Source organism: Paenibacillus sp. Soil724D2 (genome assembly GCF_001427935.1).
Lineage (GTDB): Bacteria > Bacillota > Bacilli > Paenibacillales > NBRC-103111 > Paenibacillus_E.
Window position 1 is genome coordinate 1 of the sequence record NZ_LMRY01000034.1, and the last position, 22,785, is coordinate 22,785.

General features: G+C 45.4%; 19 protein-coding genes. 6 read left to right on the forward strand and 13 right to left on the reverse strand.

Going from position 1 to position 22,785, the window contains the following annotated elements; translation table 11 throughout:
* Positions 1–342: 342 nt before the first annotated feature.
* On the reverse strand, positions 343–1,647 hold the full coding sequence (locus tag ASG85_RS24255; RefSeq protein WP_063860365.1) for a sn-glycerol-1-phosphate dehydrogenase: 1,305 nt from the start codon (positions 1,645–1,647) through the stop codon (positions 343–345).
* 148 nt (positions 1,648–1,795) lie between these two features.
* Between ASG85_RS24255 and ASG85_RS24260 the strand changes: the two genes are divergently transcribed.
* Positions 1,796–2,536 carry a DUF2161 domain-containing phosphodiesterase gene (locus ASG85_RS24260; RefSeq protein ID WP_060647969.1) on the forward strand — a complete coding sequence of 247 codons (741 nt, stop codon included), beginning with the start codon at positions 1,796–1,798 and terminating at the stop codon, positions 2,534–2,536.
* Between the two features lie 4 nt (positions 2,537–2,540).
* Here ASG85_RS24260 and ASG85_RS24265 read toward each other — a convergent pair whose 3' ends face one another.
* From ASG85_RS24265 to ASG85_RS24285, 5 genes are all read right to left on the reverse strand, one after another.
* Positions 2,541–3,491: an NAD(P)/FAD-dependent oxidoreductase gene (locus ASG85_RS24265; protein ID WP_060647970.1), complete on the reverse strand. Its 951-nt coding sequence runs from the start codon at positions 3,489–3,491 to the stop codon at positions 2,541–2,543.
* A 69-nt stretch (positions 3,492–3,560) separates the two neighbouring features.
* Positions 3,561–4,793 (reverse strand): MFS transporter, encoded by a 1,233-nt coding sequence (locus ASG85_RS24270; RefSeq protein WP_057304897.1) that lies wholly within the window; start codon positions 4,791–4,793, stop codon positions 3,561–3,563.
* Positions 4,794–5,009: 216 nt separating this feature from the next.
* Entirely contained in the window at positions 5,010–6,329 is a 1,320-nt protein-coding gene (locus ASG85_RS24275) for an extracellular solute-binding protein (RefSeq protein ID WP_057304896.1), read from the reverse strand.
* Between the two features lie 161 nt (positions 6,330–6,490).
* Positions 6,491–7,327, reverse strand: a complete 837-nt coding sequence (locus ASG85_RS24280) for a carbohydrate ABC transporter permease (RefSeq protein WP_057304895.1) — start codon at positions 7,325–7,327, stop codon at positions 6,491–6,493.
* Positions 7,327–8,211, reverse strand: coding sequence for a carbohydrate ABC transporter permease (locus ASG85_RS24285; RefSeq protein ID WP_057304894.1), 885 nt, complete (start codon positions 8,209–8,211; stop codon positions 7,327–7,329). Before ASG85_RS24285 ends, ASG85_RS24280 begins: the two co-directional genes overlap by 1 nt.
* A 157-nt stretch (positions 8,212–8,368) precedes the next feature.
* Here ASG85_RS24285 and ASG85_RS24290 point away from each other — a divergent pair, with 157 nt between their 5' ends.
* From ASG85_RS24290 to ASG85_RS24305, 4 genes are read left to right on the forward strand one after another with little or no spacing between them, the layout of a single operon-like run.
* On the forward strand, positions 8,369–10,189 hold the full coding sequence (locus ASG85_RS24290; protein WP_060647971.1) for a sensor histidine kinase: 1,821 nt from the start codon (positions 8,369–8,371) through the stop codon (positions 10,187–10,189).
* Positions 10,186–11,814, forward strand: a complete 1,629-nt coding sequence (locus ASG85_RS24295) for a response regulator (protein WP_057304892.1) — start codon at positions 10,186–10,188, stop codon at positions 11,812–11,814. Before ASG85_RS24290 ends, ASG85_RS24295 begins: the two co-directional genes overlap by 4 nt.
* 52 nt (positions 11,815–11,866) lie before the next feature.
* On the forward strand, positions 11,867–12,301 hold the full coding sequence (locus tag ASG85_RS24300) for a hypothetical protein (RefSeq protein WP_047677233.1): 435 nt from the start codon (positions 11,867–11,869) through the stop codon (positions 12,299–12,301).
* Positions 12,301–13,374 carry a phosphodiester glycosidase family protein gene (locus ASG85_RS24305; RefSeq protein ID WP_057304891.1) on the forward strand — a complete coding sequence of 358 codons (1,074 nt, stop codon included), beginning with the start codon at positions 12,301–12,303 and terminating at the stop codon, positions 13,372–13,374. The genes ASG85_RS24300 and ASG85_RS24305 overlap by 1 nt, the downstream gene beginning before the upstream one ends.
* Positions 13,375–13,723: 349 nt before the next feature.
* Here the strand turns inward: ASG85_RS24305 and ASG85_RS24310 are convergent, their stop codons facing one another.
* Together ASG85_RS24310 and trmL are read right to left on the reverse strand one after the other, a co-directional pair.
* The gene (locus ASG85_RS24310; protein WP_047677456.1) at positions 13,724–13,978 is read right to left on the reverse strand and encodes an AbrB/MazE/SpoVT family DNA-binding domain-containing protein; all 255 of its coding nucleotides are present in this window, start codon (positions 13,976–13,978) and stop codon (positions 13,724–13,726) included.
* Positions 13,979–14,161: 183 nt separating this feature from the next.
* Entirely contained in the window at positions 14,162–14,626 is a 465-nt protein-coding gene (gene trmL / locus ASG85_RS24315; protein ID WP_057304890.1) for a tRNA (uridine(34)/cytosine(34)/5-carboxymethylaminomethyluridine(34)-2'-O)-methyltransferase TrmL, read from the reverse strand.
* A 143-nt stretch (positions 14,627–14,769) separates the two neighbouring features.
* Between trmL and ASG85_RS24320 the strand changes: the two genes are divergently transcribed.
* Complete coding sequence (locus tag ASG85_RS24320) at positions 14,770–15,483, forward strand: response regulator transcription factor (RefSeq protein WP_047677301.1); 714 nt, start codon at positions 14,770–14,772, stop codon at positions 15,481–15,483.
* 819 nt (positions 15,484–16,302) lie between these two features.
* On the opposite strand, the gene ASG85_RS24325 is transcribed toward ASG85_RS24320, so the two are convergent.
* From ASG85_RS24325 to ASG85_RS24345, 5 genes are all read right to left on the reverse strand, one after another.
* Positions 16,303–16,938: an SGNH/GDSL hydrolase family protein gene (locus tag ASG85_RS24325; protein ID WP_060647972.1), complete on the reverse strand. Its 636-nt coding sequence runs from the start codon at positions 16,936–16,938 to the stop codon at positions 16,303–16,305.
* 32 nt (positions 16,939–16,970) lie between these two features.
* The gene (locus tag ASG85_RS24330; protein ID WP_060647973.1) at positions 16,971–19,169 is read right to left on the reverse strand and encodes a glycosyl hydrolase family 95 catalytic domain-containing protein; all 2,199 of its coding nucleotides are present in this window, start codon (positions 19,167–19,169) and stop codon (positions 16,971–16,973) included.
* A gap of 15 nt (positions 19,170–19,184) precedes the next feature.
* Positions 19,185–20,063: a carbohydrate ABC transporter permease gene (locus ASG85_RS24335; RefSeq protein WP_060647974.1), complete on the reverse strand. Its 879-nt coding sequence runs from the start codon at positions 20,061–20,063 to the stop codon at positions 19,185–19,187.
* Between the two features lie 15 nt (positions 20,064–20,078).
* On the reverse strand, positions 20,079–21,035 hold the full coding sequence (locus tag ASG85_RS24340) for an ABC transporter permease (RefSeq protein ID WP_057304886.1): 957 nt from the start codon (positions 21,033–21,035) through the stop codon (positions 20,079–20,081).
* Between the two features lie 109 nt (positions 21,036–21,144).
* Complete coding sequence (locus tag ASG85_RS24345; protein ID WP_060647975.1) at positions 21,145–22,779, reverse strand: extracellular solute-binding protein; 1,635 nt, start codon at positions 22,777–22,779, stop codon at positions 21,145–21,147.
* Between the last annotated feature and the right edge of the window lie 6 nt (positions 22,780–22,785).

The following is a 22,785-nucleotide window of genomic DNA, read 5'->3' on the forward strand; positions in this document are numbered from 1 at the left end:
TGGAAGACCGATCGATATTCTATAAAGCAATGTAACTGTTAGCACAAAGAAGCAATCTTACGAAAATTGGCTTTTTTAACGGGAAGACTCCAGAATTCGGGGGCCTAGCCGAAAGGGCTGTCCCAGAAGTCATTTTAGGGTGATGTTAGGCCACTCTCCCCTAAATTGTACTTTGTTATGGTCACAAGTATTTACTGAGGGGGAACGTCGATGTGCTAATTGGACGAAAAATCCCAGAAATCATGAGGAATCAGGTGACTTTTGCCTTTTAAAAAAACAAAAAAATGAGATGACAAGTAATAACCCTTGCCATCTCATTTTTCCTTTGTACAGATACAGCATCTACAGCAGACGCTGTAAACGTAGGATCGTGAATCGGTTGCGCACGAAAAGCGCATCCTGCAGGGACGCCTCCACCAGCTCCGGCTCCATACCGAGCTGCTCCGGCGTTACCGGTCCCTGCACGGCCTCGAGCCATGCGATGAGCTGCGATGGTAGCGGGACCGCCCGGGCGATGGCTTGCACATCGCCCCACTTCTCCGCGATGCGCGCCTTCAGCGCCTCCACATCTACAGCCGTGCCATTCGCCGGGAAATTCTCGGCGATGACCTGCTCGGCCATGTCCCCATAGACCTGCCGGATGCGCTGCGCATCCGTAAGCTCGCTGGGGACATGGCCTTGCGCTAGGCGCGCAGCGGCCGCGTCGGCCGTGAGCCCCTGCAGCGCCTGATAGCGCTGCGCCATGAGCACGGTCGCGACGCCGACCTTCGCGCCGTGCAGCAGCGCCCGGCGCCGCTGCTGCAGAAGCACCATCTCCCAGTAGTGGGAGAGATGGTGCTCAGCCCCGGAGGCCGGCCGCGAGTGGCCGACCATGAGCATGGAAAGGCCTGATAGGATCAGGCCTTCCATCAATCGGAGCAAGCCGAGATCAGTGCGCTGCGCGATCTCGTCCAAATGAGCCGTGCAGAGCTCCACGGCTTCCAGCGTCAACCGAGCGCTCAGCTCGCAGTAGTGCTCGCCGAGGAGCACACGGCCAAGCGACCAATCGGCCAGCGACGTGTGCTTGCCGAGCATATCGCCGAGGCCGGCCGCTATCATCGCCTGCGGCGCCTCCGCCAGCACCGCGAGATCGGCGAAGATCGCCTCCGGCGCGCAAGCCGGGATTGTCTGCTTGAAGCCGCGGACGATGAGCGGCGCGCCCACTGAGGCGAAGCCGTCCACCGATGGCGCCGTCGGCACAGACAAGAACGGCCGCTTCGTGCGATGCGCCACGAAGCGCACAATGTCGTGGACGGTACCCGCGCCCACGGCCACTATGACCTCCGATGAAAGCGGCGTGTCCAGCATCACCTGGACAATCGCTTCTTCATCGGCCGCCACTTCCCCCATCGCGTTCTCGCGAATCACGCTGATGCTCACCTTCACCTGCGCGGCTTCCAGCAGCTCGCGCAGTTTCTCTCCAGCCGCTTGATACGTCCTCCCGTCCGCGACAAGCGTCACTTCCCCATAGCCGGCTTCTTTCACATACCCGGCTACCTTCGCCAGCGCATCCCGTTCAATAATGATGCGCCGAATCGGCACTTCATGCCGCAACCCGCAAGCGCAATCCATACTCTTTCCTATCCAGACATCCAATATCTCACTCATCCCACGCATCCTCCTCTGTCTCCTGGCTCTACCGTTCCGTCCCAACATGTACGTACAAGTGATTCTTCCCCTATTCTAGCAAAAGCTATGCTATAATGGAACACATTCTGGCTGCAATTGTTGTAACTAGAGAGGAGATCATTACCTCATGCCTATCCAAACAGAAACGGAGCTTTACGCTCCGATTAAACAATATTTCGAGCAGCGAGGATACACCGTACGTGCGGAAATTAAGCATTGCGACTTAGTTGCCATCCGCGGCGATGAGCCGCCAATCATTGTCGAATTGAAAAAAAGCTTCAATATTCCGCTCCTCGTGCAAGGCATCGATCGTCTGCGGCTGACGGATCAGGTCTATGTCGCTTTCGAGCTTCCCAATAAAGGACGTGCTCCCCATCGACTGCAATGGGAAGAGATTCGACGTTTATGCCGCATGCTCGGTCTAGGTGTACTGACCGTTCAATTCTTCAAACGCAAACAGCCCGCAGTGGATCTCATCTGCGAGCCTACTCCCTATCTATTACGCCCGAATAAGCGGGCTGCCTTGAAAGTCGTAAATGAATTTCATGAACGCAGTGGGGACTACAACGTCGGAGGCAGCTCTAAACAAAAACTCATGACTGCCTACCGCGAAAAATCGCTTCATTGCGCCTACCTAATGCGTCAGCATGGACCACTTAGTCCTCGTCAGCTTCGCGATTTCACGAGCAATAAAGCTGTGAGCTCCCTGCTTCAAAAAAACTACTACCGCTGGTTCGTACGCCAAAGCCGCGGCATTTATCACATCACCCCGCTTGGGGAGCAGGCGTTAGCGGACTATGCCCATGTTGTAACTGCTTTCCCAGGGGCGGAGACTTCCGACTCGTCTGCTGTTCTATCTACTATATAAACCATTAAGAGCGAACTACAACTCGATGTATGTTCGCTTCTTCTTTTAACATCAACAGTGCTTTGTTCATCCAAATCGCCGCCTGCGCCCCTTCTCCCATGGCAATAGTGACTTGTTCCGCATGAACGCCTACGTCCCCAGCTGCCCAGACGAACGGCACACTCGTCATTTTGCTGCGGGGATCCGTTACAATGTGGCGATTCTCCAATCGCTCCGCGCCTAATTGCCGTGCCAAATCCGACTTCACTTCATTCCCGCCGAAGGCAATAAACCCACGCTCCGCACCGATTCGTTCCCCATTTGCCAAAACAACACCGCGAAAAAAGCCATTGGTTTCAGCCATTACCTCCCCAATATCTTCCGCGACATAGGTGATTCTCTTTTCCTTTAGCTTTGCTAGTAGTTCGCTCTTCACTGCTTTCTGCTCATGATTCACATAGGTCAGCTTGTCCGTACGCGTACTAAGCGTCAGGGCCATTTCCGCTCCAGAATCACCAGAACCCATCACAATAGTCTGTTTGTTTTTAACCTCATAGCCATCGCAATCTGGACAGACGTAAACAGTCAGCCCTAGACAGTTTTTCAGATTGGGCAGCTCGGGAATACGGTCTAGAAGCCCTGTAGCCAAAAGTAAAGTTGGGGCTTCATATCCCTTACCCGACTTCCCCCATAGCTCAAATCCGTCCCCAGGCTTCCCTTTGTTTACGGCTTGTACAACTTCATCTTTAGCGAAAGTAACACCCAGCTTCTCAGCTTGAAGCCTCCCTAATCGGCGAAGCTCTTCACCCGATACACCATCTGGCCACCCCAAGAGGTTATGATAACTTTTACATAGTGTAGACCGGCCATAGCCCGCATCTATAACAAGCACACGATGCTCATATCTTCCTAATTGAATAGCCGCTTGAAGTCCAGCAATACCTCCGCCAACAATCATGCTGTCATACTGTTCCATAACCGCACGTCCTCTTCTCCTGTCATCTACTCCCTAGGATATCCGAGTTAACACGCTTTCATGCTCATCTTATTGATTCTTAATCGACCATACAAGGGCAATTTGTGACATCGCTGCCATCATTAAAATCCATGGAATCCAGCCCCCATCCAAATCACTGCCAAATGAAATTAAACAGGTAATAGAAATCACACGTCCGACATTCAAGAAAAATTCCCGAACAACCACACTTTCTACTTTCAATTGACCTTTAAGCGGCAGCTTCGCAATGAGGCCATAATAATAGCCTGTCATCGTATTCCCTTGCAGCGGTGCGAAAATAGAGTGCAAGATCATGAAACTTACAACGGTCCATACATTAACATTTCCTAGTAAAAAAGATACACCAATAAGGTAGCCAAGTGTTGATATGGCTAAATAAAGACGAGCTTTACTAGCGTTTGCGTATTTAGATATAAAAAGGCCCATTACGATCGATAGACTTGAGTATAATACACCGAGATAGCCCACAATATCTTCACGCGGCATCACTTTGAAAAGCAGAATATTCGGTAAGAAAAGCATCGTCCCTTGCAGCAAACCCATTCCCAAAAATCCAAACAGCGCTTTCAGCCAGTCACGTTCTTTCTTCATAATAAGACCAGTCAGCTTCAAGTAATAAACTCTATGATGTCCGCTTGAAGCTTTAATTTTCAATGAAATCAGCGCCGCTAGTAAGAACATACAGAATGCGATTGAGAAGACGATCGTGTAGCCGCTAAGCCCTTCTTTTAAACGGATAATGAACCCGGCAAGAGCCGGCCCCGCTAAGGTTGCTGCTGTGAAAAAAATCATATTGAAGGCAAGATATCGAATCCGGTTCTGTTCGTTAGACACATCATACATCAGGGTTAAATAACCTACCCAGTAAAAAGCACCAGCAAGTCCATTAAAAATGGCAAATAGTATATAATATTCGACCAGTGTCTCTTGGGCTAGAATGACGCTCAAATAGAAAAGACCTATAAGCATGATACCTAGACGATACGATACCATTCGGTCTTTCTTCTTAATCATGAGGCCGCCAAGTGCAAAGCCAATCGGTGTTAAGATGAAAACGATCATGCTGTATGTACCATTCACTACGACACTGTGCGTTAACCGCCATAAGTACAAGTTTAAGAACACGCCCGACATGGAAGCGCCAAACTGAAAAATAGAATGAATAATTAATGAAATTACGGCCTCACGAGATAATTGCTTCTCACGCGGAAGTGAATTTCCTCTGCTATGCAGCCAAGACCTGATTCTTATTATCATCATAGACCTCCAGTCTTCTTTTCCACATAAGAAAGTATAAGTTTTCGGTTCCCGAAAACGGCTTTCTTATTGGCGATAAAACCTACCTCTAAACGCGGTCGCTCATCTTTGAATGGCTTCGATAGTAGGTTTTCTCATTGTAACAGCCTATTCCTTATCTGTTAAACAGCAAAAAGCCTCAGCATTGGCGCTGAGGCTTTATTACTACCCATTATGGAGTTACTTCTTAAGGCTATCCCATGTTTTCTGGAATTCCTCAAGCATTTGATCCTTCGTATACTTCTTCGCAACATAACCTTGCATAATATCGCCGAATTTTTTACTGGAAGCTTCGCCACCTGGGAATTTGAACCAGTTCCAGCTAAGTGTTTTACCAGCTTTGCTGTAAGCGATAATGTCAGCTGCCAAAGGTCCTAGAACTTTCTCGTCAGCAGGAATGGATTTGAATGCTGGAATGAATTTGAATTCTTCCGTGATGTATTTCTTACCTACATCAGAGCTTACCATCCAGTTCAAGAATTTCTTAGCTTCGTCTTTCACAGCAGAGTTTTTGTTGATAACCCAGTTGTTTGGAACACCAACGAACAATTTATCATTCGCTGCAGCGTCATCGCTGATCGGCATTGGCAAGAAGCCAATTTTGATGTTCGGGTTCGTTTTCGTGATTTGGACTTGTGTCCAGTTACCTTGTTGTGTCATTGCTGCTTTACCAGTAGCAAAGTCTGTTACTTGTGTATTGTAGTCGGTTTGAAGCGGATTTTTGTTACCATATTTCAATTGCAGATCAAATAGTTTCGACCATTGATTAAATACTTCGTTACCTGGAATTTTTGCTGTTCCTTTGTTCAAGCCATCGATGAAGGCATTTGGATCCTTTTGGTAAGCAAAAGGAAGGTTTACGAAGTGGTTACCAAGTACCCACCACTCGCCATAGCCAGTTTCGAAAGGTGTAATGCCTTTGGCTTGAAGCTTTTTAGCCGCATCTTCGAGTTGTGTGAGTGTTTTTGGCAATTCGGTAATGCCGGCTTGTGTAAACAAGTCTTTATTGTATTGGAAACCATAACCTTCTAGGTTCAGCGGCTGTCCATACAATTTACCGTTTTTCGTCATTGGCTCTTTTGCCACGTCTACAAGATCATTAACCCATGGTTGATCCGAAAGATCTTCCAGGTTTTCGATCCATTTATCCATATCCGAGAAACCACCGTTGTTGAAAATGTCCGGTTTGTCACCCGAGTTGAACTTCGCAAGTAATGCTGCGCCGTAGTCAGCACCGCCGCCTACTGTGTCAACTTGAATTTTAACATTAGGATTTAGCTTTTGATATTCTTGAATTAATTTGCCAAGTTGATCGGCGATTTCTACTTTGAATTGGAACATTTTAATTGTAACTTGTTTACCGCCTGCAGCAGGTGTCGCTGTTGCCGCTCCACCCGTAGTTGCACTTGGCGTTGGCGCTGTTTCTTTCTTCGCGCAACCAACGGCAACTAAAGATAGTGAAAGTACAGCTGCCATACTGATCATTGTTAATTTTTTCATTGAGGTAAAGCCTCCCTTTTAAGTTTCAATCAACTTACCCTGATAACATCTCATTAGCTCGTCATCAGCTTACATGGTTTATTGTAAACACTTACTTAAACCCTTAACACAGAGGATATTGAACATAAAGGTGGAAGATTTTGAACATATTTGCAAAACTGTTAACCTTTTACCGAACCTGCCGTAATGCCTTCTACAATATGTCTCTGCATGGCCAAGAAGAAAATAACGATCGGCAGGACGCCAAGTGTTAGACCAGCCAAGGCCAAATCCCATTGTTTCGTATATTGGCCAAAGAAGGAGAATGTAGCTAAAGGTATTGTTCTCAGATCTGGACTATTTAACACGAGTGAAGGCAGCAAATAATCATTCCATATCCATAAACTGTTTAAGATAATGACTGTCGTGGACATCGGCTTTAACAGCGGGAAAACAATTCGCCAAAATACTCCATACGGCGAGCAGCCATCCACAGTTGCTGACTCTTCAATTTCAAGTGGAATGGATTTAATAAAACCATGAAACAAGAAGACATTCAGTGAAACACCGAATCCAAAATAACAAATAATCAAACCGAACTTGCTATCCATGAGTCCAACTGCATTAGCCACACGCACAAGCGGGATCATGATGGATTGAAACGGAATAACCATGGCAGCAACGAAAGCAATAAATACAAGATTGTTGAATTTACTTGATTTGCGTACCATTCGATAAGCGGCCATGGAACTAATCAATACAAGTCCCACATTACTGAGCACTGTAATAATTAAAGAGTTCATAAACGCACTTGGGAACTTCATGATTGCCCATACCTTCGTATAGTTGTCAAGATATAAGCTTGACGGAAGCTTAGCTGTGCTAGCGGCCAGCTCCGGAAATGTCTTAAGGGAGTTGACGATGACAAAGTAGAAAGGGACTAGAAATAAAAGTCCAATCAAGATGCCAAGCACCTCGAGTGTGAATAGTCGTCCAGAGTATTTTTTGACAGATTCCATTAAACTTCAACCTCCTTGCGTTTCGTATACATGACTTGGATGGTCGAAATAATGGCCACTACAACGAAGAATACTAACGCTTTTGCCGTTCCTAAACCGTAGTTGTTATTTCGGAACGCTTCTTGATAAATATTGATGGAAACAGACTCTGTTGAGTTGAACGGTCCACCTTTGGTCAAGGCAAAGTTCAGATCAAACATCTTGAAGTTCCATGAAATTGTGAGGAACAAACATACCGTAACGGCCGGCATAATGAGTGGAATGATAATGTTCTTAAGTACTTGTAATCGCGTAGCTCCATCAATATAGGCCGCTTCAACCATATCTTTGGGCACATTCGAAAGCGCCGCAATATAAATGATCATTAAGTAGCCGGAACCTTGCCAAATACTAACGATGGCGATCGCCCAGAAAGCGGTTGGAGCATCACCTAACCAAGGTAGTTGGAAAAAACTTAGATTCGTTATTTCACCTAGTGTCCCGAACCCTTTGACGAAAATAAACTGCCAAATGAATCCAAGCAGTAATCCCCCAATAACGTTCGGCATGAAGAAAATAGTACGCAGTACATTTCTGGTTTTCAGTGCCTGTGTGAGCAAGAGCGCCAAAAGAAACCCGACAAGATTCGTGAGAATGACATCCGTCACGGTTATTCTTGTTGTAAACCAGAATGCGTTGCGATAGTCCGTGTCATGAAAAAGAAGGTGTTTAAAATTGTCTAGACCGTTGAACTTCACGGTTGTTGTCACACCATTCCACTCGGTAAATGAATAATAAATACTCATGAGAAAAGGAGTAACAACAATGAGCGCGAAAAAGATCAACGCTGGTCCGATAAACACCCATTGTTGGATAAGTCCTGCTAACCCTTTGTTGGCCTTCATGGGAATTTCCCCCTTACGATTATGTAACTATACCCTAAGTATAAAGCCCTTGTTCTTGGCAAAACACAGATTATCGTGATGCATTAGGTGGAATTTGTTGACCTCTCCTGCTACAATGTAGGGTGAAAAGTCTAAAAGGAAACCGAGTTGATGCACCTTGTTTCGTCATAGTATACGTAATAAATTAATCCTTTTTCTGCTCATTGCGACCTTAGTTCCATTCACTACTTCCATTATTGTTTCTTATATATTCACCAAGGAGAAAGTCACAGAAGACACAATTACGAATAATTCGGCCCTGATATCTCAAGCAAAAATGAATTTATTGAACTACTTAAATGGTGTTGTCCAAGCATCCACTACGATTTATACAGGTCAGTATTCATCTGTTGGTTATCTATACGATATTCTGCAAACCGAGCGAGAAATCGACTACATGAGTGATAAGGTTATCAAAAGCGGACTGCAGGTCATGTCCCACTCGGTTAAAGAGATCAAACAAATTTATCTTTACGCCTCCGTTAGCGACCGTTCTTATTTAGCGAGCAGCGACATTCAAGGAAGCACGATCGGTAAATATGATTCTCTTCGGCAGTTCCCCGAGAACAAAACCGTTTATTTTGAAACCACTCATGAAAGCCATAATTACAATATTGCACTTAATGTGTATTCTGCTCCAACCCCTGTCCTATCTATGCATCGTAAAATTATGTACTCCCCAAGTAACGTCTCGATTGGTGAGCTGATCATTGATCTTCAGCTGAATCTAGTCTCAGAAATATCTCAAAGCTTATTCACCCATGACCAAGAAGAACTGTATATCCTGGATGATAAGGGGTTCATCGTGTTCGGTCCTGATGTTTCTAAATGGGGACAACCTCTTGAAGCAAGCTGGGGGAATGAGGCGATTTATAGTGATCTCCAAAAAGGCTCCTATGAATGGAAAAACGGCGCTTATGCGGGGATAAATATTTATGAAAAAATGAAAACTGACTATGTGAACTGGACGATCGTGAAGCGGCTTCCCTACGAGCAATTAACGAAAAGTGCCAGACAGTTAACGTTAATTAATTCTTTGATCCTTACTCTGTTTATGTTGATTGTCATTGCCGGAACCATTTATATCAGCATTAAATTTACAGAGCCTATCAAACAATTACTTCGTTATATCACACGCATACAGGCGGGACAAGTTCAGTTAGGCCAATTGAATGCCGATATCGAGCTCACTCGAACGGATGAAATGGGCATTCTCGCCAATCGATTCCATGGCCTGATGCAAGATTTAAATCAAATGGTCATGCGCGAATACCGCTTAGAGCTTGCAAACAAATCGAATCAGCTCATGGCACTCCAAGCCCAGATCAATCCGCATTTTCTGAATAACGCACTGCAATCTATCGGTACATTAGCTTTACAGCACGAGGCTCCAAAGATTTACGCTTTAATTTCGTATCTGGCTAAAATGATGCATTACAGTATGAACACCAACGAATCGGTTGTTCCTTTGCGTAAGGAAATTGAACATATTAAAGCTTATCTCGAGCTGCAAAAACAGCGATTCGAGCATCAATTTGAAATTATTTACGACATCGAAGAAAGCACAAAAGCAATCTCTGTACCCAAGATGATCCTTCAACCGCTTGTGGAAAATTATTTTAAGCATGGTTTTAAACCAAGTGAAACCACAGGCTTATTACGTATTCAGGCAAAGATGCCTACAGATCGTGAGGATGAATATTTAAAGCTCATTATTGAGGATAATGGGATTGGTATAACGGAGGAACGGTTGCGCGAGGTAAAAAGCCGGCTGAATACCCCTTCCATAACCGATGCAGCCTGTATTGGACTTAGTAATGTGCTAACCCGAGTACAGCTCTATTTTACCGATGATGCAACTCTTGATATTGAACATGTACAACCACAAGGTCTTAGGATTGTCATTCACATTCCTATGAAAAGGGAGCAAACGGAATGAAAGCATTACTTGTCGATGATGAAAAGCATGTGCGCGACGCCATCCGTCTGCTAGTCAACTGGAAACAGTATGGCATAGAAACCATTCTGGAGGCCCAAGATGGTGAATCGGCCATTGATATGGTGAACACCCATCATCCTGAGATTATTATGACCGATATGATGATGCCCATTATGAATGGTGTAAAATTGCTTGAGTGGCTGCAAACGCATGCTCCTGACTCGAAGACGATCGTCATTAGCGGCCATGACGACTTCTCTCTACTTCGCCATACGTTGAAGTATGGGGGAACGGACTATATATTAAAGCCCATTGATCCCGAGCAGTTAAATGAAGCGTTAGATAAAGCCATTCAGGCTTGGAATAAGGATGAGGAGCTTCGTCATACTAATCGAGAGCTGAATATTGAAATGAACCAAATTAAGCCCATGTACTGGGACAAGCTGCTATCGAACTTAATTGCCGAACCCTCCGCCTATGATCAAGCGGCCGAGCAGCTCGAGAAAGAATTTCATTTATCTCGGACAACCCGAGAATGTCGTGTTGCTATTTTATCTTTAGATACGATGGAACGCAGTGTGAAGAACAAATTCAGTCATAATCTGGATTTACTGTTCTTCTCTCTCATTAACATATGTAATGAATTCCTCATTAACGATCAGCGCGGTTATGCATTCCGCCATTGGAACAGCGATAACGAAATTGTTTTGCTTCTATGGAAGGATCAATCTGGCTCTGAGGCATTTCTAGCTAAAATTAATGATGGGATTCGCACCGCGCTTCATACCCGCGTGGACTTCGGTATCGGAAGCTCTCGCTCCTTCCCGACGGATTTGGCTTTATCCTATCAGGAAGCCCGTGATGCTCTCAGACAGCGCAATCTCAAATCCAAGGAAACTTGGATTCACAGTACATTGAATACTGCCAAAACGATTCAGCCTGCGCTTACTTTCAGTCAATACGAGGAACGAATTCAACTCGCTATTCGCAGTGGCAGCATAGACCAAATTCAAGAAACGATTCAAGCATGGATGGATGCCGTTAAACTGAGTGAAGCCATTACACTCGAACAGCTCGACCATTGGTGGCGGGAGTATAGGGTGATGAAGCGCCGTTGGGTGCAGCAATTTTTCTCTAACATTAGTGAAGATCAGGTCAAACAGCTGCTCCTGGATGAGCCATCCAGTTTAATCGTTCCGTTGGATGAGTACGGGATCCTTTCTCTCTCATTGTGGCAGCAGGAACTCACTCGGAGTATTGTTCACTTATCGAAACTGCTTCTTGAGAGTCAGCAAAAGGACAAAAGCGTTATTTTTGAAATCGCCGAGTTCCTTGAGAAGCACTATCACGAAGATGTCTCTCTTCAGGACATCGCGAATCGATTCTACCTCAGCCGCGAGTACATCTCACGGAAATTCAAGCAAGAGTTCGAGGTAAATCTCTCTGATTATTTAGGTCAAATTCGCATGAGTAAAGCAAAGGTCTTGCTGCGTAATCCACATCTTCGGATTTCACAAGTAGCTGAGATGGTCGGTTACCAGGACGAGAAATATTTCAGCAAAGTTTTCAAAAAACTAGAGGGACTCACCCCAAATGAATATCGAAAAACAGCGAATTCTATCTAAAATTCTGTAAAAAATATGGAATATGTTATACTAGTAAATAGAGGTGATTTTCATGAACATGCCCATCGAGACTACGACTGCGAATTCTTTCCCTCGCGCCGCTTCGAAGGCTACCAAGGTAAGAAAGAAAACGTACGTATACTTGTTTGTGGGTTGGGTCATGCTGATCGCAATCGGAGTCGCCGCTGCTATGATGTACACAGAGCATTTGAGGCAAAAAATTGCAACCGATATCGCACAGCAAACCCAGCAACAACTGCAAGTGGTTCAACAAGACTATCAGAAGCAAGTGACCCAATTAAAAGATAGTGTTACGACAGATATGAAAGCTTTACAGACAAAGGTAGACTCACTGAATGAATTACTGGCTTTCACGAAGGACAGCGCTAACAGCAAAACCGATAACAGCAACCAGCTCTATACGCAGCTTGCCGACGTAAAGAAGAAGCTGGAAGAACTGCAAAAAAATCTGGATGTGTTAAAGTAATGAACGTGATCAGCATTCAACAAATCAACCGCGTCCTTCTTCTTGCATGCGCCCCGTTTCTGGGGATGCTGATTTGGCTGCTCTTCGTTACGGCGAATGTCCCTATCAGCCCGTTGATACATAAGGCGTCTACGCCGATCTCTTTGCATCAAGAAACGCTTACGCTTGATAACTTGCTGACCAAAGCGAATAGCGACGCTGTGCAAACCAAATCCATCATTCAGCAATATTTCGAGCTTTATGAGAAAAGTGCCGCAGAAGTAACGGCCATGCTCCAGAACGCTGCAGCACAAGCTGCGATACCCGGGATTATCTATGATACACGGATAACAGCCAAGCTCGGCAGCCCAATTCGACAAGCTTCATCTGGGAATATCGACTTAAAACTTTTTGCTTTGAATGAAAGCAACTATAAAGGTTATGCTCTTAAAGTAAACCTTAAGAGCGATAAGGCCATCAAACTTGTGCTTGGCAAGGATAAAATTGGCTCCAGTGAAACAACGCTGGATGCAGTCACACGTTATGGGGCTATCGCTGGTGTGAATGCAGGGGGCTTCGCCGATGATAACAAAGGCAAACGCTATCCGCTCGACACAACCATGATGAATGGGAAGTATGTGAATGGCTTCTTTCCTACCAACAACGATACAACCTTCATTGGCCTGAATAAAGACCGCAAGCTCATTGGCGGAAAGTTCAGTACTCAGTCTGAGCTAGACAAGTTGAACCCGATCATGGGATCTACCTTCGTTCCGGTTCTCCTGAAGAATGGTAACAAGATGTCGATTCCCTATCAGTGGCAAAGCTCACCGGCAAGAGCAGCGCGGACCATCATGGCCAACTACAAGCACGACCAGCTTTTGTTTATTGTGACCGACGGCTATGACGAAAGCGGTAATTCTGGAGCAACACTTGCTGAGCTGCAGGACAAAATGCAGCAATTAGGCATTGTGGATGCGTATAACTTGGATGGGGGCGGCTCCACCACTTTAGTCATGGGGGGCAGTGTCATCAATCGCCCATCTGATGGGAAGCTTAGACCGCTAGCCACCAACTTTCTATTTTTTAAATAACCGAAATTATTCACACTTTATTCGTTTCTTTTTTTAGAATGGTTGGGTATAATAAGCCTTAACTATGCTCTAGGATCCCCAAAGCTGAAAGACTTTTAGCACGCTAAAAGATCCCAAAGCTGAGAGACTTTTAGCACGCTAAAAGATCCCTATATTAGGAGGTGCAGCAATGTTTGGTTTATCAGCAACATTTTGGCTCGTTAATACCGTTTTTCTATTATTCATCGTCGCTATGATGACGGCTTCCTATAACGAGGACAAAACAAAAGGTTTATAAACAATTGAAATGCAACAAAAAAAGCATCTGTTTTCTCCGCTTGGAGAAACGATGCTTTTTCTTTTATTACTTTTACGCTCTAACCTTTAGCAAGTTCATTTCAGTTACACATACGCCGCAAATATAGCGTTCTTTGAATTCACTAACACTTTCCATACTTCCGCAAAACACACATTTTGGACGATATCTCTCTAGTATGATATGGTCACCCTGTACCAAAATTTCGACAGGATCTCCTTCATTCATTTGATATCGCTTTCTTAATGACTTAGGCAGTACAATTCGTCCCAATTGATCGACTTTACGAACGACTCCGGCTGGCTTCATCATAGGACTTCACCTCTCTTCCGCTCACGTTTTCCATGCCCTCTACTTCATCTAGCATATCTATACGGACTGATACGGATTACTATTCGCCGTTATTTAAGAAACTCCTGCTAATGACATGCTGAAACTTTCTTTTCCTGTCAAATATGTCGGCTCAGCCCTAATATTGATAGGCCTTAAGCTCTAATCAAGACCAACGAAGCCGGTCTGCCGCAGGCCTTCATACAGCATGATCGCTGCCGAATTCGATAAATTGAGCGATCTGACCGCATCTGACATTGGCAACCGCAGCAATGTTTCGGGATGCTGAGCTAACAGTTCCTCAGGAAGTCCTTTGGTTTCTTTGCCAAAAACAAAAAAATCTCCGTCCTGAAATGTAAAATCTGTGTAACGTTTGGTTGCCTTCGTTGTTGCAAAGAAAAAACGATGCTCTTTGTAAGCCTCTAGCACCTCATCAAATGAGTCATGATACTCGAGCTTAACGGAGTGCCAATAGTCCAATCCAGCGCGCTTTAACGTCTTGTCATCCGTCTGAAAGCCTAGCGGTCTAACCAAATGGAGATATGTGCCGGTCGCTGCGCAGGTTCTGGAAATGTTACCTGTGTTTGCAGGAATCTCAGGTTCTACTAATACAATATGAAAAGCCATCTCTGTCAAATTCACCTCATTCTCCATCCTATTATAAGCGAGTACGGAATGCAATTTTACACAGGGTTAACTTTATCTTAATATCTCGATGATAGAGCGCTGTCATAATAGAGTTATCCTCGATAAAAGGAGTCCACCCATCGATGAAAAAGAAAATCCTAGTTGTTGATGACGAACCTTCCATTTCCATGCTTATAGAATTTAACTTGAAGCTTGTAGGTTTTGAAGTCCATTGCGTATTCGATGGCGAAGCTGTCTTCGATGCCATCCAAACGTTTCGCCCCGATCTCATCGTTCTCGACTTAATGCTGCCGAAGATGGACGGGTTCCAAGTGTGCCGCAAGCTTAGAAACCAGAATAACCTTGTACCCATTATTATGCTTACAGCTATGCAGGATCTCACGGATAAAATTGCCGGCTTGGATAACGGTGCTGACGATTATATGACCAAACCCTTTTCACCGCAGGAGCTCATTTCTCGTATACAGGCCATACATCGGCGAATCCAAACCTTACCGTCCTCGACAGAAAATGCGCCTATCACGATTGGCCAAATCGCCATTAAAGCCGATCAACGCGAAGTTATGGTGAATGGCTCCCCGATTGAACTTACACCTAAGGAATTCGAGCTGCTGCTCTTCCTGTGTAAGCATCGCGGCAAAGTCCTTAGCAGACAGCAGCTTCTCCATGGGGTGTGGGACTATCACTTCCTCGGAGATACCCGCATCGTCGATGTTCATATCTCTCACTTGAGAGATAAAATTGAGAACAATGCACGCAATCCGGAATATATTATGACCATCAGGAACGTTGGCTATAAGCTAACTGAGCCTGTTGTGAAGGAATCGCTGGCTTAAAGGCCTCTTCGCCAGGATTGAATCCATATCCCCCAAGTCTGCGCTCGGGGACCCGTTTAACGCGGTTCGATACGGAAAATAGGGCAACTGAAACTGCTTATTTGTTCGAATAGCTCTTGTTATGGATACTTAAGCAAGCTATGTTTGCTTATTGACCGCTAATGCTCTCAGAATGTCATGTTTTTGCAGAGCATAAGCACGATCTGTGGTCTTATCTCACGAAATACCTCGATAGTTAGAAGGAATTAGCACACCTAGCTTGCCTATTCATTCCTTAGCAAAATGTAGATATTATAAATGACCTAGCCGAAGGCTAGGTTTGTACGCGAGATAGACATGGATATGTTTTACACGCCAAATAAGCTATAAAGCACCTCCATCTCCCACTGTGCTAGTGGAATTGGAGGTGCTTTTGCGTAAAACTCGGGGCGTTCTCAATTATGCGAACACTTTTGAGACAGCCTCTTTTTTTCTAAGACTAACCAATCAACATACAGCTGTTCATTAAGGAAATGGGTGCGAAATCAACTTCAGCTTCATCTTTCCCAGCTAAAGGACTGGAGCGACGTTAATCCCCGAAAAAGATTGAATTTGAAAATCTAATGGACTCGACAGCCCTTAATCGACTTAAAATGATGAAAATAAGATAGATTGAAACCGAATAACAGCGCAGAAGTCCGTAAACTCGGAATCATCGCTCCAAATAGGCTGTTAAGGGCATCCAGGTCCGTTAAACGTCTATTTCCGCTTGGCCTCATTAGCTGTGTGCGTTAATTGGTCCGTCGTAGTTTTTTTACTATGTACGCATATATAAAAGTTTTATATTGCCACTCCGACCGCCTTAAGCCAAGCTTTGGCTATTAGCGCATGTCCTGCCGGTGACGGGTGCACGCCGTCTGGTGCCCAGAAACTGGAGGGTGCGAGCATCGAAGCCTGTGCGAATATACCGTCCAGCGGAACCAAAAGGGCACCAAATTCCCGTGCTAACTCCCGCACGACATTAATTTTGGGATCTAGATCTTCACGCCACTGCTTACGGTCTTCCGGCACTGGCAGCACGAATGGCTCGATCATAATCAGCTTAGCCCCGAGTTCCTCTTTCGTGCGGACAAGCAGTTCCCGGTAACCTTCTTCGAATTGTTCCACAGATGTAGGATCGTTCCGGTCGTATCGTCTCCAGCAGTCGTTAATACCGATATAGATGGAAACCCAGCTCGGCTGTAATGCCAAGCAGTCCTGATCCCAACGAGACTGCAGATCTTTCACTCTATTTCCGCTAATCCCCCGGTTCAGGAATGTGACCTGTTGTTCCGAATAAGATGAACCGAACAGCGCTGCTGTCATCAGCGCATACCCTTTGCCCATATCAGCTGGATTTTCCCTCACCCTGCCGGCATCCGTAATACTGTCACCTTGAAATAATACGATGTCACCTTGCTTGAATGGCACTCCCATTTGCACATCCTCCTACTTTGAATTTAACCATTTTAAAATCCGTAAAGACGCCAAGGCTTATGTCCGCCGAAATAGCGGGCAACCTTTCGCGGTGATTCCACGGGAAAGATCCGCCAGTCAGGCATCTCCGTACCTCGGGAAAGAATCGCTTCATCCCCCTTGTTCAAATCCAAAATGATTTCGTCTTCACCCGCTTCTACATAGACGGTATGCTCTGCAACTCTGGTTCCGGATATCGTCCAGTGAATTACACCGGTCCAGCCTGTCTTGATGATACACGGCTCCCCAGCCAAACTCTTCACTCGAATCATTTGAGTTTCACCATCACGACGTACCGCGCTGATTAAGAAAGCTCCTTCAGTTCGCAAATTTTCGAAAGACGCATCTTGCCACTCGCCCGGCACAGCTGGGAATACACGTATCTTGCCGCCCCAGCTTTGAAGCAGCATATCGTGGATCGCTTCTGCACCGGCGAGGGGCGTCTCGATGACAGGCCCTGCTTCTTTATACATTGTATTCGGTTTCAAGATCAACATCAACGATTGCAAATAAAGCAATGCCTCATCTCCTGAGCCGAGAATAGCAGCTATTGAAGCCGCCCCAGTAAGGCTGAAGCCGCGCAAGTCGCCTTCCTTTCCGATCCAATGACGAAGCGAGGTTGCGATCAGCTTCCGGTCCTCTTCCTTATCGCAGCCGATCAAATGAAGTGGAAAAATCGCAAGCAGATGACTGAAATGTCGGTGACCGTATGCTAGAGGCATGTCATGTCCAATCATAAATCCCGTCTCATCTACAGGTAACGGGGTCAGTCTTTCCAGAACTTCCTTCCATTTCCCGGTAAGCGGATCTTCCACCGTCAGCCGCTGGCATATTTCCAAAAGGGTCAGACAGCCCCAGCGCAGCAAAGCAAGATCGTAGTGCGCGTCGCGCACCTTCGTTTTCATAAACGAGCCATATTCAGGTGAAATGGTAGGCGGAAGATGCAGACAACCGTCATCGCCTTCTTCAAGAATGTGAAGATAATAGTTCACGCTTCTGCGCAAAAGAGGAAATAAGATGGTTTTCAGCATCTCATCATCCATGCTATACCGATACTGGCGCCAAACATTATGACAAATCCAGTTCAAATTCCCTACTTCATCATCTACCTTGGCCCGCAAATCATAGCTGCAGCTGCGACCAAGTCCTGAGGAATCATGCCTGTAGGACTCCGGAACATTGGTTATTAGATTTTCCCTGTTTTCGTCTAATGCGCGAACAAGCGACATCCCTATGTCCAGTCTATTTGCGGTATACACCGGTGAATAACTCATTTGCACATTCATGTTGAACCAAACGCCAGGCCATGGCGTTGAAGTTAGCCATGGGCCTTGATTATCAATCAATGGATGATCCGCACGCGTGGCAGAAGCCAATTTATACATTTGTATCCAATAGAAGCTTTGGAGCCGCCCATCCGGAACCGAGACGAAGCTTTGCCGATAATAGTTGTGCCACCAAAGGCGGTGAACGTCCACCCATGCATCGAAATCAACGCTAGTGGCTTGAACAACCGCATTCACCGCTTTATCAACCGCTGCTTCATCATGCCCATTAATAACGGAAAGGAAGCAAACTCGGCGATTCAGCGACACTTGCACTTCCTTCCAGGCAGTTACACAGCCATCTTCGCCTGAATATCGCTGAATGCAAAGGTTTACCGCATCTCTAACCGTTTTTACCACATCAGTTGCAGGTATATATTGATTTAAATTAAAGCCATCCGCATTCTTCAGCACGTGATCAACTTCCGGGTAGGCGTACCACGCAAACTGTGTACCGCGCTCCCCTTCTGATGTCTCCATCTCGATGACCATGACCGGTTCCTCGCTATGGACAATGGAACGAAGCTTTACCACGCCCCGGGTCGTCGTCAAATTAGCACGAAGCTCCGCGTTCCATAAGTCTACCCGCATGCTTGTCGGATGATAAATCATACCTTCCATCTCGAGGTCAAGCTCACCTATGGGCACGCGTGGAGGGAAGCCGGGTTTGTCGGTCCGGTTTGCCGTCACATCTGTGCGTCCTGTGACAAAACGGAGCACGTGCCGTTTCTTCGCATTTTCCTCCCCATACACCATCGCGCCGATCGAGCCATTACCAATGAAGGCCCCTTCATCCCAACTGACTGGCTTTACAACCCATTCCATATCATTGTCGGCCATAAAATGTTCCCATTCCATATCATTCATTGCAAGCAGCCTCCCCTATCCTTTTATCGCTCCAATCAGAGCGCCTTTAACGAAATATTTTTGGAGAAAGGGATAAACAAGCAGAATCGGTACCGTTGCCACAATAATAGTCGCATATTTCAACGTAACCGAGAGCATAGCCGAGGCGCCGTCCGAGGCCCCTAAGTTTGAGCTTGCTTCCCCTTGGAGCAAAACTTCTCGGAGGACGAGCTGCAGCGGATAGAGTGACCGGTCCTGCAAGAAAATCATCGCATTGAACCAAGAATTCCAATGACTGACACCATAATACAACAACATAACGGCAATAACCGGCATGGAAAGCGGTAAAATGATCCGGAACAAAATGACAAAGTCATTCGCGCCATCTATTTTAGCCGACTCCTCCAACGCATCCGGAATCGCTTCGAACGCGGTTTTCATCAGAATAAGATTAAATGTGTTAATCGCTTGAGGAATAATGAGCGCCCATAGCGAATCAACGAGTCCAACTCCTTTAATCGTCAAATAGAGAGGAATTAATCCACCGCTGAAAAACATGGTAAACACGATAAACAGCAAAAGCGGTTTACGGTAGGCTAAGCTTTTCCTTGATAACGCATAAGCCCCAAAAGCTGTAAGTACAATATTGAAAAACAGACCCACCAGCACAACAAAAAACGTATTTCCGTATCCTTTCAGGATCATGGGGTTTCGAAACACGTTCGTGTAAGCATCCAGTGAAAATCCGAGCGGCCGCCATAAAATGCCTTTGTGCGCCATCAGAGCTCCAGCGTCACTAATAGAGGCAAACGCCACATAAACGATAGGATATATCGTAATGATCATCAAGAAAGTCAAGAAAATCACATTGATAGAATCAAAGCTTTTTTCTGACAATGTTGCCCGGTTCAGCATGATTATACCTCCTTTCTACCATAAGCTAGTATCATTTAATTTTCGGCTTAACCAGTTGGAACAAATGAGCAGAATAAAATTGATCATCGAATTAAACAAGCCAACCGCGGAGCTGAAGCTATAATTGAAGTCTTGTAAACCAACCCGGTACACGTAAGAAGATATGACATCCGCCGTTTCATATGTGCCTGGATTATAAAGCAAAATGATCTTTTCGAACCCGACATTCATCATTCTTCCAATCTCCAAAATGAGCAGAATGATGATCGTCGGCATTAAGCCGGGAAGCGTCACATTCATCATCTGCTTCCACCTGCCTGCGCCGTCTATTTTAGCCGCTTCATATTGCTCCTGATCAATGCCGGTCAAAGCTGCCAAGAAGATAATCGTTCCCCACCCGATATGCTGCCACACGCCTGAAGCTACATAAACGGAACGGAAAAAGCTCGGTTCAAGTAAAAATGTCGTCCGTTCCCCGCCGAAAAAGACAATGATGTCATTCATGACGCCGTCGCTAACGGTGAAATCTTTGATGATGCCGCAGATGACAACTAGTGAAATGAAATGAGGCATATACGTAATGGTCTGAACCGTGCGTTTAAATAAGGCATGTCTCACTTCATTGAGAAGAAGCGCTAGCACGATCGGTGCCGGGAATCCGAACAATAGCTGATAGAAGCTGATAAGTACTGTGTTTTTTATTGTCCTCCAGAAATACGGCCCAGTGAAGAATGCTTGAAAATGCTCAAAGCCTACCCAATCGCTCCCCCAAATGCCAAGGCGTGGAGAAAAATCCTTAAAGGCGATAATAGCACCATACATCGGTCCATAATGGAAGATTACATAATAAAGCAGCACGGGAAAGAGCATCACATAAAGCAGTTTATTTTTACGAATATCGATCAATATCCCTATTCGGGATCTCTTTTTCGGTATGAAGGTACTGACCGTTTCAGGACTGATTGTGTTCATTTCTCTGCTCCCTCTCTATCCTCGGGCTAATTCCATGCAGGTGAATACAAGCCACTTACCAAAGGCTGGCTTATGATTCCGTATTCACCTGCAAGATGCCCAAAAGGTGTTATCTTTTGTTATAGCGGTCAAGCGCATCCTGATAGATTTTTGTGACCTTATCGATACCCATTTCATTAATGCGTTTTACGTACTCATCGAACTTCTCGATGGGTTCCTTGCCCATAATGAATTTCACGAACATTTCTTCTTTATAGCTCGAAATCGCTGTGTTCAATTTGGCAACTTCCTTGCTTTCGTCTATTGTTGGTGTAATGAAAAGCGGCATAACATGCTTGGCTGCATCCGTTTCACCCCAAATTTTAATCGCTTCGTCCTGCTCCTTGAACGTATTGAAGCTTTTTCGGGAGTCACCTAGAAAAGGACCATTCGGCTTCGTATACTGTGATACCATTTGTTGAAGATTAAACTTCTCATTTTTTGTAATTTTCTCGCTAAATTTAGGGACATTGTTTTCCATCTTGTAGCTTTCGCCTTCAATACCGAAGTTGAATAACAAGCTGCCTTTTTCACCATAAGCATAATCCATCCATTTAACCGCGAGCTCAGCGTTCTTCGAATCGCCTGACACGGCTTTACTGGCAACCGGATTGTACTTGAAATCACGCTGACCGATAAAAGCGCGTTCCCCTTGCTTCAAAGTCGGATATGGAGCTGCAACTAGTTGGAATTTCGGGTTTTTCTTTTTCCCAGTATCCATCCATCTACCCATGCCTCCGCTTAATAAACCTACGGTTGCTCCCGCACTGTCACTCATTAATTTGTTGTCCAACGCTTTGGAATCCGTATTAAGTGCAAAGTCTTTATCAAACAATCCTTCCGCATACCATTTACGCAGCAGAGTCAAAGCATCTTTAAACTGCGGATCGATTGGACCGTATTTCACCTTTCCTTGATCATCGATATAGAACCGATTAGCCGTTTTGAAAGCGCCAATGAATGCGTCCTGGATGTTCAGCTCACTGGTATACTGGGCGGTAAATGGTGCGGTTGCGCCTTTCTTTTCTTTGAACGCTTTTAACACCGTATACCATTCATCGATCGTCGTAGGAACCTGCAGGTTCAATTCATCCAGCCAGTCCTTGCGTATCATTGGCCCTCGGAACACTAACCCATTATCAGGACGAATCATCGGAAATGCGTAATATTTGCCGCTGTCCGTTTTGATCATCTTGTCTAATTCCTTGTCCTGCTGAAGCAATTTCTTTAAGTTCGGCGCATTCTTGTCGATCAAATCATTGAGTGGAAGAATGACTTTATCGGCAATCGCTTTCTCGGGTCCGCCTGGATAAGCGGCAGTCCCGCCTCCGCCCCAATTATATTCAATAACATCCGCTAATTTATTGGATGCAATCATTAGATTAAACTGCTCCTTCGATTGCCCGTCAGCCGGATGTGTATACTTCACTTTCACACCGGTTTCTTTTTCAAGCTGCAAGCCGAACGGCGATTCCGCCAGATTAGGAACAAAAGATGCCAAGTTGGTGTCGATCTGTTCCCAAGACGTTAACGTTTCTTGCGTACTAATTGGATACTTAGCTCCAGCCGCTGTTGGGGCAGCAGATGCTTTAGGTGAAGTCGTGCTCACACCTGCCTCTTGTTTGGAACAACCAACGAACACACTAGATGCCACTACAACGCTTAATGCCATACTAAAAGACTTCTTGTTCACATATTTTCCCATGTAAAT

Excerpts from the sequence above, each read along its gene's own strand:
- ASG85_RS24255 (WP_063860365.1), bottom strand. The coding sequence starts at position 1,647 with ATGAGTGAGATATTGGATGTCTGGATAGGAAAGAGTATGGATTGCGCT.
- ASG85_RS24260 (WP_060647969.1), top strand. The coding sequence starts at position 1,796 with ATGCCTATCCAAACAGAAACGGAGCTTTACGCTCCGATTAAACAATAT.
- ASG85_RS24265 (WP_060647970.1), bottom strand. The coding sequence starts at position 3,491 with ATGGAACAGTATGACAGCATGATTGTTGGCGGAGGTATTGCTGGACTT.
- ASG85_RS24270 (WP_057304897.1), bottom strand. The coding sequence starts at position 4,793 with ATGATGATAATAAGAATCAGGTCTTGGCTGCATAGCAGAGGAAATTCA.
- ASG85_RS24275 (WP_057304896.1), bottom strand. The coding sequence starts at position 6,329 with ATGAAAAAATTAACAATGATCAGTATGGCAGCTGTACTTTCACTATCT.
- ASG85_RS24280 (WP_057304895.1), bottom strand. The coding sequence starts at position 7,327 with ATGGAATCTGTCAAAAAATACTCTGGACGACTATTCACACTCGAGGTG.
- ASG85_RS24285 (WP_057304894.1), bottom strand. The coding sequence starts at position 8,211 with ATGAAGGCCAACAAAGGGTTAGCAGGACTTATCCAACAATGGGTGTTT.
- ASG85_RS24295 (WP_057304892.1), top strand. The coding sequence starts at position 10,186 with ATGAAAGCATTACTTGTCGATGATGAAAAGCATGTGCGCGACGCCATC.
- ASG85_RS24300 (WP_047677233.1), top strand. The coding sequence starts at position 11,867 with ATGAACATGCCCATCGAGACTACGACTGCGAATTCTTTCCCTCGCGCC.
- ASG85_RS24305 (WP_057304891.1), top strand. The coding sequence starts at position 12,301 with ATGAACGTGATCAGCATTCAACAAATCAACCGCGTCCTTCTTCTTGCA.
- ASG85_RS24310 (WP_047677456.1), bottom strand. The coding sequence starts at position 13,978 with ATGAAGCCAGCCGGAGTCGTTCGTAAAGTCGATCAATTGGGACGAATT.
- trmL (WP_057304890.1), bottom strand. The coding sequence starts at position 14,626 with ATGGCTTTTCATATTGTATTAGTAGAACCTGAGATTCCTGCAAACACA.
- ASG85_RS24320 (WP_047677301.1), top strand. The coding sequence starts at position 14,770 with ATGAAAAAGAAAATCCTAGTTGTTGATGACGAACCTTCCATTTCCATG.
- ASG85_RS24325 (WP_060647972.1), bottom strand. The coding sequence starts at position 16,938 with ATGGGAGTGCCATTCAAGCAAGGTGACATCGTATTATTTCAAGGTGAC.
- ASG85_RS24330 (WP_060647973.1), bottom strand. The coding sequence starts at position 19,169 with ATGAATGATATGGAATGGGAACATTTTATGGCCGACAATGATATGGAA.
- ASG85_RS24335 (WP_060647974.1), bottom strand. The coding sequence starts at position 20,063 with ATGCTGAACCGGGCAACATTGTCAGAAAAAAGCTTTGATTCTATCAAT.
- ASG85_RS24340 (WP_057304886.1), bottom strand. The coding sequence starts at position 21,035 with ATGAACACAATCAGTCCTGAAACGGTCAGTACCTTCATACCGAAAAAG.
- ASG85_RS24345 (WP_060647975.1), bottom strand. The coding sequence starts at position 22,779 with ATGGGAAAATATGTGAACAAGAAGTCTTTTAGTATGGCATTAAGCGTT.